The sequence below is a fragment of the Pantoea sp. V106_11 genome, from assembly GCF_029967885.1.
Taxonomy (GTDB): domain Bacteria; phylum Pseudomonadota; class Gammaproteobacteria; order Enterobacterales; family Enterobacteriaceae; genus Pantoea; species Pantoea ananatis.
The window spans coordinates 126,660-139,071 of the sequence record NZ_JASCAK010000024.1 but is presented as its reverse complement, the minus strand read 5'-3'; the positions used below and the strand labels follow the sequence as shown (position 1 = coordinate 139,071).

At 51.8% G+C, this 12,412-nt stretch carries 12 protein-coding genes; 5 read left to right on the top strand and 7 right to left on the bottom strand.

The window, feature by feature from the left end; genetic code table 11:
• Positions 1–8 precede the first annotated feature (8 nt).
• From QLG08_RS07940 to QLG08_RS07930, 3 genes are read right to left on the bottom strand one after another with little or no spacing between them, the layout of a single operon-like run.
• On the bottom strand, positions 9–1,574 hold the full coding sequence (locus QLG08_RS07940; protein ID WP_013027594.1) for an ABC transporter substrate-binding protein: 1,566 nt from the start codon (positions 1,572–1,574) through the stop codon (positions 9–11).
• Entirely contained in the window at positions 1,571–2,155 is a 585-nt protein-coding gene (gene ddpX, locus QLG08_RS07935) for a D-alanyl-D-alanine dipeptidase (protein WP_019106364.1), read from the bottom strand. The genes QLG08_RS07940 and ddpX overlap by 4 nt, the downstream gene beginning before the upstream one ends.
• An 18-nt stretch (positions 2,156–2,173) precedes the next feature.
• On the bottom strand, positions 2,174–3,040 hold the full coding sequence (locus tag QLG08_RS07930; protein ID WP_013027592.1) for a MurR/RpiR family transcriptional regulator: 867 nt from the start codon (positions 3,038–3,040) through the stop codon (positions 2,174–2,176).
• A gap of 632 nt (positions 3,041–3,672) precedes the next feature.
• Between QLG08_RS07930 and QLG08_RS07925 the strand changes: the two genes are divergently transcribed.
• The 4 genes from QLG08_RS07925 (at position 3,673) to QLG08_RS07910 (ending at position 6,290) form a co-directional block, all read left to right on the top strand.
• Positions 3,673–3,870 carry a hypothetical protein gene (locus QLG08_RS07925; RefSeq protein WP_013027591.1) on the top strand — a complete coding sequence of 66 codons (198 nt, stop codon included), beginning with the start codon at positions 3,673–3,675 and terminating at the stop codon, positions 3,868–3,870.
• Position 3,871: 1 nt separating this feature from the next.
• A complete protein-coding gene (locus tag QLG08_RS07920) occupies positions 3,872–4,693 on the top strand; it encodes a hypothetical protein (protein WP_013027590.1) in 822 nt (273 codons plus the stop codon).
• Positions 4,694–4,826: 133 nt separating this feature from the next.
• Positions 4,827–5,507, top strand: coding sequence for an SDR family oxidoreductase (locus QLG08_RS07915; protein ID WP_015699365.1), 681 nt, complete (start codon positions 4,827–4,829; stop codon positions 5,505–5,507).
• Positions 5,508–5,630: 123 nt separating this feature from the next.
• Complete coding sequence (locus QLG08_RS07910) at positions 5,631–6,290, top strand: epoxyqueuosine reductase QueH (protein ID WP_014594818.1); 660 nt, start codon at positions 5,631–5,633, stop codon at positions 6,288–6,290.
• A 16-nt stretch (positions 6,291–6,306) separates the two neighbouring features.
• On the opposite strand, the gene QLG08_RS07905 is transcribed toward QLG08_RS07910, so the two are convergent.
• The 3 genes from QLG08_RS07905 to proP all read right to left on the bottom strand — a co-directional run bounded on the left by QLG08_RS07905 (position 6,307) and on the right by proP (position 9,671).
• A complete protein-coding gene (locus QLG08_RS07905; protein ID WP_024472236.1) occupies positions 6,307–6,771 on the bottom strand; it encodes a helix-turn-helix domain-containing protein in 465 nt (154 codons plus the stop codon).
• Positions 6,772–7,058: 287 nt separating this feature from the next.
• Positions 7,059–8,036: a porphobilinogen synthase gene (gene hemB, locus QLG08_RS07900; RefSeq protein WP_282472879.1), complete on the bottom strand. Its 978-nt coding sequence runs from the start codon at positions 8,034–8,036 to the stop codon at positions 7,059–7,061.
• Positions 8,037–8,165: 129 nt separating this feature from the next.
• The gene (gene proP / locus QLG08_RS07895; protein ID WP_013027585.1) at positions 8,166–9,671 is read right to left on the bottom strand and encodes a glycine betaine/L-proline transporter ProP; all 1,506 of its coding nucleotides are present in this window, start codon (positions 9,669–9,671) and stop codon (positions 8,166–8,168) included.
• A 492-nt stretch (positions 9,672–10,163) separates the two neighbouring features.
• Between proP and QLG08_RS07890 the strand changes: the two genes are divergently transcribed.
• Positions 10,164–10,484: a hypothetical protein gene (locus tag QLG08_RS07890; RefSeq protein ID WP_013027584.1), complete on the top strand. Its 321-nt coding sequence runs from the start codon at positions 10,164–10,166 to the stop codon at positions 10,482–10,484.
• Positions 10,485–10,534: 50 nt separating this feature from the next.
• On the opposite strand, the gene QLG08_RS07885 is transcribed toward QLG08_RS07890, so the two are convergent.
• A complete protein-coding gene (locus QLG08_RS07885) occupies positions 10,535–12,115 on the bottom strand; it encodes an EAL domain-containing protein (RefSeq protein WP_014604818.1) in 1,581 nt (526 codons plus the stop codon).
• Between the last annotated feature and the right edge of the window lie 297 nt (positions 12,116–12,412).

The following is a 12,412-nucleotide window of genomic DNA, read 5'->3' as shown; positions in this document are numbered from 1 at the left end:
GAGCGGTGTTATTCTTTATGCATGGTGGCGATGTTAAATATTTGCTCGAGCATCGGGTTAAACACGTAGCCTTTAACCGATTTGTTCATCGCAACCTGATAATTTTTCTGGAATAAGTAAACGTAAGCTGCATCGTTAATCACGATATTTTGCGCTTGCTGGTAATCGGCAGTCCGCTCAGCCTGATTCGTGGTCGATACCGCTTTTTTCAGCAGCGCATCGACTTCAGGGTTGGAATAAAAGGAGCGGTTACCCGGCAGGCCTTTTTTGTCTGACGCAAACCAGTAATTCATAAACATGTAGGGATCGGCGAAGTCCGGGCTCCAGTTACCAATCGCGATGTCATAGTCTGCTTTACCGATGCGCTCACGCATGGTGGCGTTGGCCAGTTTTTCCAGCTTCACATTGATGCCAATAGCCTGAAGGTTGGCCTGCATCGACAGGGCAATCGGCTCCCAGTTGGGATCGTTGTCAGAATAGAGGAACGACAGCGACTGCGGTTTAGTGGCCACTTTATCCATCTCCGCTTTGGCTTTCGCAAGATTAAAGCTGTACTGCATGGCCTTGGCATCGTAGCCCCACATGCCTTCCGGAATCGGTCCACGCATCTGTTTACCGTTGCCGCCCAGAATGCCCTGCACCATTCCCTGATAATCGGTGGCCCAGGAGATCGCTCTGCGCAAATCGGGCTGGTTCAGAGGCGGTTTACTGTTGTTGAGATAGAGATAGGTCACGCGCAGAGCGGGATAATCCCGCACTGCCACCTCATTTTGCTTTTTCAGGGCGGCAAACTGGTCCATCGGCAGGGCATCCGCAATGTCCACATCACCTTTTGCCAGCTGCAGGCGTCGGGCCGAACTTTCACTGATAATCTTTACGGACACGCGCTTAAAGGCAGGCTTAGGTCCGGAGAAATGTGGATTCGGCACCAGCACGAGCTGCTGACCTTTCTGCCAGCGCTGCAGCATGTAGGCGCCAGAGCCCGCGGTATGGTCGGCCAAATAACTGCGCGCGTCGTCAGCGGCATTCGCTTTCAGCACGGCAGGGTTGATGATGGAAGCGCCGTCGTTAGCGAGAGTGTAAAGGAAAGGCGCAAACGGCGTCTTCAGTGTGAAGCGCACGGTAAGCGGATCCACGACCTCAACGTTGAGATCGGACGGGAACGCTTCTGAAGGCCCCTGCTTAATGCGCAGCAGGCGCTCAAACGACAGCTTAACGGCCTCCGCGTTAACGGCTGACCCATCCGCAAACGCGGCGCCGGGACGTAATTTAAACGTCCACACCTTTCCGTCCTCGCTGCTCTGCCAGCTTTCCGCCAGATCGCCTTCAACGTCTGTCGAACCCTTCCCGTCCTCGGTTTTGTATTTGATCAATCGTTGGTAGGCAGGATAGGTAACGGTCCAGTCGTTATTATCGATAGTCACGGCAGGATCAAGCGTCTGGGGATCGGCAGCTTTACCTATCACCAACATGTCTTTGGGAACCGCCGCCAGGACGGATGTCGTGGTGGCAGCAAGGGTCATGGCCAGTAACAAAGGGCGAAAATAGCCGGGTGCTGTGTGCGTCATTTTCATGGTAATACTCCGTCAGTCTGGGCTGGGGATATGCAGGTAAAAACATCATTGAGCAGCGGATAACGGGCCGCTTCCGGTAATTCGAAATGCCACCATTCCGTGGCAATGCCAGTGAAGCCGCCGCCAAACATCACGGCATTAAGCAGCAGCCTGTTACGTTGAGCCGTTAGCGGTACGTCGGGATGATAGGGATGGGACAACGCCTGCATTTCATCGAATCCGGTACCCATATCCAGGATCTGACCTTCGGCATCGACCAGCGTGACGTCAATGGCGGTACCACGACTATGGTTGGATCCTTGCGATAAAGGCACCACGTAATTCTGATCGGGGCAGGCGTGCCACAGCAGCTCCTGGGCTTTTTGCGGGCGATAGGCATCTAGCACCAGCAGACTCAATCCGGCCACTTTTGCGATCGCGATGCTTTTCGCCAGCGCGCTGACCGCATCGGGGTGCAGCAGACAGCGGGCGACGCTGTAGATGGGCTTTCCTGTGATGTTATCGGCGGTGGCATATTTCAGGTCGATAGTGAGCGCGGGAAAGGCCGCTGCAATATCGACCAACTCTGTTTCCTGCATCATGCTGTAATCCCTGTTTTGTTAATGTTCAAACTGGCCAAATTCCTGCTGCAACAGTCGGTTCTGTGCCAGACGCTCAGAAAGCGCCGGGCCAAGTCGTTCCACGATGGCAGACAGCAGCAGGTTGAAAAGGCAACTGATGGGCGCAAGAGAGTCCCAGAAATTGGCGGTATCCGTTTTTACCTGAAGCAGATCAACCGGGTAATCACGCGCCCATGGGCACCAGATATCGGTGACGAGCGCCATCGCGACCTGGCGCTCGGTGGCAATCCGGCAAAACTGCCTTGCTACGGTGGAATAGGCCCGGGTATCGGTAAGAATGACGTAAGGCCTTGAAGACTCGGAATTCAGCGACTCCAGCCAGCTGCCTGAGCTGCCATCGGCGTAGGTAACGCGCGGGCGCAAATATTCCAGATGACTGAAAAAGGTGTTGGCAATGCCGCGTGTAGACTGAATACCCAGCACGATGACCGTGTCGGCATCCGCGATTTGCTGGCTGATATGGCGGAAAGTATCCGTTTGGGCCAGCTGATAGACATAGCGAATGGCATCCAGCTCCATCTGCAGGGACTGGCTGGACAGGTCGGGCAGGGTGCGTTGCTGCTCCCAGGAATCAAGACGGTCAATAACCCCCCATTGCTTGTAGGGCGTATTGGGGACGTCGCGCAGCAGGTTTTTCACATCATCAAGGTTTTTAAATCCCAGCTTACGCAGGTAACGTCCTACGGTTATACCGCTGGTACCGGTCGCCTGGGCGATGCTGTCAGCCGTTTCAAACGGAATTTGCTCGGGATGACTTAACAGCCACGAACTAATCCGCTTTTCGCTTGGCGTTTGCAGGCTAAAAGCGGCTTCGATTTTTTTGAACAGGGCTTCGTTCGCGCTCATGTTGTCCTCAATGTTACCTGGCTGTCATTGTCCGCTGCGTTGTTAGTCAGGTAACAAGCACAATGCATGCCATATTTCTGAGGTGCATGAAAATAAGCCGCACGTCAGAGGATTCAGTAAAGGGAGTGAGAGGAGTGAATAGCCCGTCCATCAATCTGGCGCAATTAGGGTGCAACATATTTGAAACCTGCATCACATTGGGGCAACAAAATCGGCGGGAAATGTGATGCAGGTGAAGAAAACGGTTCAGCACGGCGCGGACCCGGTCAGCGCGGTTACGGCCGTTGCGCTACGAGGTCTGAGGACAAGGCCTGAGTGGCCTGAACGATGCGGAGACATTACTCGTCATGCTGAGGGCCAGCCAGAGACGATCGGTTTTTCAGGTCGCGTTTTGAACCCCAGGGAGTGAGGTAAAGCAAAAATCAGCGGTGGCCGCGAAGGGGAAAATTCAGCGTTAAAATAACCTGTTTCTGGCGTGATTTTTTAAAAACGGCGGCCTTTTGCATGCAGAAAAAATTATGGCTGATTACCGCTTCGCTAAAGTGACTTTTAAGAATGTTTACCGGCAATAAAATGGCAGTAAACACGATTCAGTCACATACTTGCTTTTTTGACTCGTTAAGTGACACATCATGATTAGCTTCGTTCGTTCTTTGTTCGCCAGCCCGGATAAATTCCTGCAGATAATGAGCCGCCAGGACATAAACGACTCTATTGCGGATGGTGAGCGCATAATTATTGATGAAAATGGCAATGCTGCCGTCAATATTCTCAGTGATGAAGTAAAGGAAGATTTTAATCGGCACGTCAATACCTTAAAGGGAGTTTGAGGTGGGAACCGCAATTTTTATGGTACTGATGGTGAGTGGTTATTGGTACACCAGCCGGGATCTGTCCAGCCGTTTCAAAATGCGTCGTTCTTCAGGATGGGATGTCTATTTTCTTGTCGCACTTTACGGCTGTATTTTTGTACTGCAGGGCGTTTTCGTCACCGCCCTTATCTGGTTTATCTTGTTTATTATTTCAAGCGTTTCCAATTTCCTGTATGCGTTTCCTGGCGATCATTTGCAACTGCAAATGAAGTTCATGAACTGGAGTTTTCTCGGTATTCAGGCCCCAGTGGTAATCATGCTGGGCTTTGCCATCCTCTTCTGTCTCTACCGGTCAAACTGGGCAGGCAGCGCACAACTGAACGTGTCAGGTCGCAAAGATCTTTATCAGAAGCTTTCACGATCCAATGGTGTTGAACAGATGCTGTTCCAGTGCATGGAAGAAGGAGAGCTGGCGTGGATCACCTTAAAATCCCGTCGTATTTATATCGGCATGGTACACGCTGCCACCTTTGAATATGAGCGCACGGCCAATATCGTGCTCATCCCGATGCTGAGCGGCTACCGCGACAGCCATACGCTGAAACTGTCGGTCGAGCATAACTACAGCAGTTGGTATGCCGAGCACGACATCACACTGGATTCTGAGCCGAAAAACGCGATGGCATTTCGAAAAGTCATCATGGTGGATCAGATTGAAAGCTTCTCACTGTTTGATCCCGCCAGCGCAACTGCACTGTCAATGGGCGAAGACCATCCGCAGAGCGTTGAGAAAAGTCGTGAAGGTGACCATTCATCCCCGCCAGACCAGCAAATTGAATAATACAGCAACACCTCTGTCCGTAAGTATTCACTGCCCCATCAATGCTGTCTGAATGCAAAATAGCATTGATGATGCAGTGTGTTTGCCAATACGTATCTACGCTGTTTACTGCGTTCATCAACGAGGAAACTCTATGGCTTATCAAGGCAAAGCGTTAGTGATTGGTGCATCACGTGGCATTGGACTGGCGGTCGTCAAGGCGTTTGCGGCCAACAACTGGCAGGTCACGGCAACCCATCGCAGTGAAGTCCCCCCGCAGGGGGAAATCCCGCAGGTTGACTGGCGTCGGCTCGATATGACGCAGACCGAGGCGGTCAAGCAATTTGCGGTTGGGCTGAGCGGGCAGCCTTTTGACGCGATTCTGATCAACGCCGGCATTTACGGGCCTGCGCATCAGAAGCTGTCAGAGAGCAACGATGCTGAGCTAATCCAGCTGTTTATGACCAATGCCGTTGCGCCGATACGAACCGCAGAAATTTTGCTGCCGTTACTGAACCAGCAACACGGCGTACTGGCGTTAACCTCATCTCAACTTGCCAGCCTGAATGAGAATCGACATGCAGAAGCGCCACTTTACTCAGCCAGCAAAGCGGCTCTTAATATGCTCACGCGCTCGCTGGCCAGACCGGTGGCGGCGCAAAACGGCACGCTACTAACCCTGCATCCCGGTTGGGTCAAAACGGATATGGGAGGCGATGCGGCACCGCTCACGCCTGAAGAAAGCGCCAATGGGATTGTCACGCAGTTAACCGCCAGTCGGGGACGTGGCGGCCACCACTATCTGGACTACGCGGGCAAAACGCTTCAGTGGTGAGGTAAAGGTTGCAGCAACGCTGACGGGCTGACAGGGATAATGGCAGCCCGTCAGCGTGAAATTTTGCAACATCCACGCCCCGGCATTACACTGCGCTTTTGATTACATTGATTGAAGGTGCTTATGTCTCAGCCCTACGAGCGACAACCGCTACCCTTACCGGGTGGCCATAAAAAAGTGCTGTTGCACTCCTGCTGCGCGCCCTGTTCGGGAGAAGTCATGGAGGCGATGCTGGCATCCGGCATTGAATACACCATCTATTTCTATAATCCGAACATCCATCCGCTTAAAGAGTATGAGCTGCGCAAAGACGAAAATATCCGCTTTGCCGAAAAGTTTGGCGTGCCGTTTGTCGATGCGGACTACGATCGTGACGACTGGTTTAAACGTGCCAAAGGGATGGAGTGGGAACCGGAGCGCGGTGAGCGCTGCACCATGTGCTTCGATATGCGTTTCGAGCGCACGGCGCTGTACGCCCATGAAAATGGTTTCCCGGTGATCACAAGTTCACTGGGGATTTCCCGCTGGAAGAACATGCAGCAAATTAACGACTGCGGCGTCCGTGCTGCCGCACATTATCCCGATCTGTCCTACTGGGAATTCAACTGGCGTAAAGGCGGCGGATCGGCACGCATGATTGAAATCAGTAAGCGTGAGAGTTTTTATCAGCAGGAATATTGCGGTTGTGTTTACTCCCTACGGGATACCAATCGTCATCGCGTTGCCAGTGGTCGCGAGCGGATCCAGATTGGCGTACAGTACTATAAGCCTGATGATAACTAGTTTTTTGCTGCCACGGTTAAAGCAAGCGGACTAAATGACCAACCCCGAAGGTTTCGTTTATTCCGCTAAATAACTTCTTTTTTGGGTGGTTTTCAGCCTTACTACATACGCTGCAAGGATGGGCGTTGCTGTCGGTAACGTTCAGTCGCTGGCTTTTACGGCATACGCTAGGCGTACAGCCCATCATCTGCTTAAAGGAGCGGGTAAAAGACTGCTGACTTTCAAAGTGGTATTTAACTGCCAGGCTGATAATGGGCGCATGGCTGTATTTTAAATCATTAATACAGGCAATTAATTTCTTTCTACGGATGTAATGGGCCAGCGTTTCATTATGATAACGGGAAAATAACTTTTGTAGATACCATTTTGAATAACCCGCCTTTTCAGCAATGTCGTCAATGCTTAAGCGCTGGTCCAGATTCTTATTAATCCAGTCAGTAACAGAAATAATCACGCTCTCATTGTATTTGTTCTCATTCATAACACCCCCTTAAATTTCGAAGGTGATTGTAAATTATCCTGTGTTTCTCAAAACATTACATACGTAAAGATTCTTAAGGAAGTGAATGGTTATTTCCTGCGATGTGGAAGTAAAGGCTAAAAAATTATATTACGTTGCGATTTGTGTATTATTTGTTTACTGAATAGAGGGCGTAATGAGTGATGTGATTAATTCACGCCAATAAGCATCGCGTTCATTTCCCCGTTTACCGGACAGGAATAACGCCTTCTGCGAAGGTGCAGGCACCGTCGCAGAAGGGCCATGGCTCAGAGCAGGTTGTTCTCGGCCAACTCAAGTGCAAAATAGCTGAAAATCAAATCTGCGCCAGCCCGCTTGATCGCGCCAAGGCTTTCGAGCACGACATTACGCTCATCGATGGCGCCCGCCTGGGCCGCGAATTTAATCATCGCGTACTCACCACTAACCTGATAGGCCGCCAGCGGAAGTTCGGTGCGCTCGCGGATATCGCGCAGAATGTCCAGATAGGCTCCGGCCGGTTTGACCATCAGTGCATCGGCACCTTCAGCCGCGTCAATTAGCGACTCGCGAATAGCCTCACGACGGTTCATCGGGTTCATCTGATAGGTTTTACGATCGCCTTTCAGGGCCGTACCTGCCGCTTCCCGGAAGGGGCCATAGAAGGATGATGCAAACTTGGTGGAATAAGACATGATCGCTGTCTGGGTAAAGCCTGCGGCGTCCAGCGCCTGGCGTATCGCCTGAACCTGGCCATCCATTGCGGCAGAAGGCGCGATAAAGTCGGCCCCCGCCTCCGCCGCCACAACGGCCTGCTTGCCCAGATTGATCAGGGTGGCATCGTTATCGACGCCGTGGTCACACAGCACGCCACAGTGGCCGTGGCTGGTGTATTCGCAGAAGCAGGTATCCGACATCACGATCATTTCAGGCACGGTGTCTTTGCAGATTTTCGACATACGCGCCACCAGGCCGTTTTCATTCCACGCATCGCTGCCGGTCGCGTCGGTATGATGGGAAATCCCGAAGGTCATGACCGAGCGAATGCCCGCCTTAGCGATACGTTCAATTTCATAGGCAAGACGTTTTTCAGGAATACGTCTTACGCCAGGCATGGCCTGAATATCTTTATAGTCATCAACACCTTCCTCAACAAAAATGGGCAGGGCCAAATCGTTCAGGCTAAGGCTGGACTCCTGAAACATTGCACGCATTGACGCGCTGGCGCGCAATCTTCTGGGACGTTGGGTAAGGGAAAAATCAGACATAGACACTCACGTAGCCAGTTTAAATAAGACGCACAGTCTACTCCGATTAGGTGCAGGCGATGAAGGTTTGTGTGCGGTGTGCAGAGGCAGCAAAAGATTCTCCCGCCTCAGGGGCGGGAGAGAGGGGCGTTACTCGTTGATATTTGGGTGCTGTTCAACCAGATTTTTACGTTTGGCTTCCAGGCGGGCCATCTCGGCGTCGATATCTTCGATTTTCTGCTCGATGTTATCGTGATGCTCCTGCAGAATTTCGCGCGCTTCTTCCATGTCAGAGGCGGCGGGAGTTGCACCTTTCAGGGGCTTATTCGCCGTCTCTTTCATGTAGAGGCCGGTAATCAGGCCAATGACTGCAACCACCATCAGATAGTAAGCGGGCATATAAAGGTTATTGGTCGATTCTACCAGCCAGGCCGCTAACGTTGGCGTCAGGCCTGCAATCAGTACCGATATGTTGAAGGCGCTGGCTAATGCACTGTAGCGAATGTGCGTCGGGAACATAGCAGGCAGTGACGAAGCCATCACGCCGGTAAAGGCATTAAGGATAACGGCCAGCAGCAACAACCCAGCGAAAATCATTCCCAGCATGCCACTGTTGATCATCATGAAGGCCGGAATGGCGAAGATCATCAGGGCGATACTGCCGATAATCACAAACGGACGACGGCCAAAGCGGTCGCTCAGCAGCCCCATCACGGGCTGGACAAACAGCATGCCCATCATGATGGCGATGATAATCAGCACGCCATGATCTTCAGAGTAGTGCAGGTTGTGCGACAGGTAACTTGGCATGTAGGTCAGCAACATGTAATAGGTCACGTTGGTTGCAATAACCAGACCGATACAGGCTAGCAGGCTACGCCAGTGTTTCGTGGCGATTTCTTTGAAAGAGACTTTCGGACCGTCACGCAGGCCTTCGCGATCGCCTTGTTCCAGTTTGTCGACGTGCTGCTGGAACGCGGGGGTTTCTTCCAGGGCATGGCGCAAATACAGGCCAATAATACCCAGTGGCAGGGCCAGGAAGAACGGAAGACGCCATCCCCACGCAAGGAAGTTCTCTTCGCCGATGATGGTAGAGATTAAGACGACGACGCCCGCGCCCAGCACGAAGCCGGCGATAGAACCGAAGTCCAGCCAGCTTCCCATAAAGCCGCGCTTACGGTCAGGCGAATACTCGGCCACAAAGATAGAGGCACCGGTATATTCCCCACCGACTGAGAAGCCCTGGGCCATTTTGGCCAACAGTAGCAGAACCGGCGCCCAGATGCCAATGGAGGCATAGGAGGGAATCAGGCCGATACAGAAGGTACTGACCGACATAATGACGATGGTAATCGACAGGATTTTCTGACGACCATATTTATCCCCCAGCATGCCGAAAAACAGGCCGCCTAAAGGACGAATCAGGAAAGGAACGGAGAAGGTTGCCAGTGCGGCAATCATTTGAATCCCTGGAGAGGCATCCGGAAAAAACACCTTACCTAAGGCATAAGCCACAAAGCCATAAACACCAAAATCAAACCACTCCATGGCGTTACCCAAAGAGGCGGCGGTAATGGCTTTACGTAAACGGGAATCATCAATGATGGTGACATCATCTATCCCAATCGGTTTTACACGCTTCCTACGCAATTTCATAGAATTACCCTGTAATGGAACATGAAAGTCCTCAACGGCGCGAACCGAAAACAGCGTTCAGACCGCTGCGTTGAGGAAATTTAAGCATAGCCGTAAAACAGCATTATCTGTCGATCCATCAAAACAACAAATACTGTTGTTATCTGATTTATCGGCCGCAGAGTATAACGTTTTTGTGTGATATTTGTCATGTTTGACCTGAAAACGAACAATTTTACCGGTGGTTTATAGCAGCCCCTGAAGCGAAAAAAAGTCAGGTTCTGCGCGCGTTTGCGTGTTAAGTGAGCGCTGCGGTTTGAGCTCACTCAGCCGTCTGGCTTAAAGCTATTAATAAAGATTAAGGATTGGGCGGGTTAAGGTTTGAGGCTTGCCTATCAGAACGCCTTCGGCAATACTCTTTCACCTTGATTTGGAGGAAGAATGTCAAGGAAAACACCCCTTACTTGCCAGAGCCCTTGGGTGGCGCAGATAGATAGTGTAGAAAGAAAATTAATGAATTCTTCTGAGGTGCCCACGGCTTCCCGGTCTCCTGAGGCGCAGCTCAGTTCTGGATGGCTTAGCTGCCGCACGAAATACTGGATTGACCGCCTGGCTCAATTGAGCGAAGCACTACAAACATCGACCGTGACAGGTAAGCAACGCTCGGAATACGAGGAGTGCCAGCAACTGTTGCAGCAGTCGATGCCTACGCTGCAACGGCTGAATCAGCGCGCCAGTGCGCCTGTTGAGCACGTCATTCAACAGGAAGAGGCCATTGCGGTGGCAATGCGGGCGGCGAGTAAGCAGCGTGCAGCACAGCGAAAAGCGCGTTGATTTAGCGCTTCTTCGCCGTCATTGTGCCGCGTGCGTCAGTAAGTTGCGGCTCAGGTGTTTTCAACCTCAACCGGCAAATGACCATATTGTTTCATCCATGCCACGATCGTGGGGTTATCCATGGGCCTGGCGTAAAAATAGCCCTGGATAAAGGTGACACCATGCTGCTGTAAATAGCGGAACTGCATTGCCGTTTCGACGCCTTCTCCCAATACCTGCAGCTTCAGTTTATGGCTCAGACTGATAATGGCGTCCAGCACCGGCGTTTCCCCCTCCAGGGATTCGATGGCATTGATAAAACCCTGATCGATTTTTAGGTAGTCCAGCGTAAAAGTTTGCAGGTAACTGAGAGAGCAGTGCCCCGTACCAAAGTCATCAATAGCGACTTTCATGCCTGCCTGACGCAGTTGCGCCAGCTTAGCCGCGACAAGGCTCCCTTCTTTGATCAGGCTCCGCTCCGTCAGTTCCAGAGTAATGTTGAATTCGGTTCTCGCCATCCTGTCAGCAAAATTAAGCATATCGTCAACAAAATCCGGGTGCTGAAGATGCTCGGCAGCCACGTTAATCGCCAGATGAAAGCCGGGGTTAGGCGCCCAGCTTTGCGTGTCTTCAACGATCAACGCCATCAAATGATGGGTAATCGGGATAATCATCCCTTCCGCTTCTGCGGCGGTAATAAAGGTGTCCGGGCGCACGCTGTTACCGTTGGGCAGAGTCCAGCGCAACAGGGCTTCTGCGCCCGTGCAACGTTGCAGCGTGCAGCTGTAGGTAGGTTGATAATGCACGCTGAACTGACGGGACTGAATGGCGCGACGAATTTCATCTCCCCAGGAAAAACGTCTGCGAAGCCAGGAGGCGGTAAGAATCATAAACAGCACGGAAAAAATCGCCGCCATCGGCATAAACACGAAAAGAAGCTGCGTCCATGTTTTAACCAGCTCAGCACCGGGCGCTATCAGGGTGACCTTGATGCTATAGCGGGAAGAGGTGGCATGATAGACCTGAGGCTTAAGCCACCTGTCGTCGGCCATTTCACGATCGCCTGACACGATTGGCGCACCGTTACTAAAACGCATGGTTATCTGATAATGATGCGTACTGCCCAGCGCGCTCATAAAATCAATAAGATACTGCCCTTCAACCATCACCCAGAGGGCTCTGCCAGCTGCCAGCTGGCGCACAAATATCACGGCAGGTCGGTCTGGCACGATGTAAGAACCCGCGATGGACAGGCTCCACCAGTCTTTGCCGGTCACGGGCGGGGCGACGCCAATCATGGCTTTAAGCGTAGCGGGCTTGTTACCGTAGGCAGAAGAGCAGCTTACCGTGTTACTTTCCAGTTTGCCGATACCGCGAAAATAGGGATGGAGAGTGCTATTAATCCGCAGCGTATTTTCTATCTTTTCACAGGGTTGGTACTCATACTGGCGCAGCCAGGCGATCATGCTCCAGGCGTTATCGCTGATTTTTTCTGCCTGAGACAGTAAGGTCGCGGCCGTATCAATTTGCTGTTCTTTTACTGTTTTTCTGGCATCAATTATCGTGAACAACAACCCCAGGAGCAGCGGCAATAGTCCTGCGAGGACAATGAGCGATTTGGCATGCTCATGTTTTCTTTTTATTAGCGGCACCGTAAAAACCTCTGAATCGTGATCGTGTTTTGAGAGGTGCTAAGGGTTAATGCAGCATAGCACGCCAGTTCACGCCGCTGGTGAACGGTCGGAAATCCCTTATTCTCCGATATGGTCAATTATCGACCTGGCAGGCAATTAATTGACAAAAAATTCATGCTATTAGTGAATGCTCACACATTAGTTTGATGGCGGCTGTAAACCGGTCGTGGAAAAGGTGAGCTTGGGGGCGTCCTGAAAAGGGTGCCGCAGCGAAGCCGTGGGAGGAGTAATCCAAAACACGGCAGCCAGAAGGGA

Excerpts from the sequence above, each read along its gene's own strand:
- QLG08_RS07940 (WP_013027594.1), bottom strand. The coding sequence starts at position 1,574 with ATGAAAATGACGCACACAGCACCCGGCTATTTTCGCCCTTTGTTACTG.
- ddpX (WP_019106364.1), bottom strand. The coding sequence starts at position 2,155 with ATGATGCAGGAAACAGAGTTGGTCGATATTGCAGCGGCCTTTCCCGCG.
- QLG08_RS07930 (WP_013027592.1), bottom strand. The coding sequence starts at position 3,040 with ATGAGCGCGAACGAAGCCCTGTTCAAAAAAATCGAAGCCGCTTTTAGC.
- QLG08_RS07925 (WP_013027591.1), top strand. The coding sequence starts at position 3,673 with ATGATTAGCTTCGTTCGTTCTTTGTTCGCCAGCCCGGATAAATTCCTG.
- QLG08_RS07915 (WP_015699365.1), top strand. The coding sequence starts at position 4,827 with ATGGCTTATCAAGGCAAAGCGTTAGTGATTGGTGCATCACGTGGCATT.
- QLG08_RS07910 (WP_014594818.1), top strand. The coding sequence starts at position 5,631 with ATGTCTCAGCCCTACGAGCGACAACCGCTACCCTTACCGGGTGGCCAT.
- QLG08_RS07905 (WP_024472236.1), bottom strand. The coding sequence starts at position 6,771 with ATGAATGAGAACAAATACAATGAGAGCGTGATTATTTCTGTTACTGAC.
- hemB (WP_282472879.1), bottom strand. The coding sequence starts at position 8,036 with ATGTCTGATTTTTCCCTTACCCAACGTCCCAGAAGATTGCGCGCCAGC.
- proP (WP_013027585.1), bottom strand. The coding sequence starts at position 9,671 with ATGAAATTGCGTAGGAAGCGTGTAAAACCGATTGGGATAGATGATGTC.
- QLG08_RS07890 (WP_013027584.1), top strand. The coding sequence starts at position 10,164 with ATGAATTCTTCTGAGGTGCCCACGGCTTCCCGGTCTCCTGAGGCGCAG.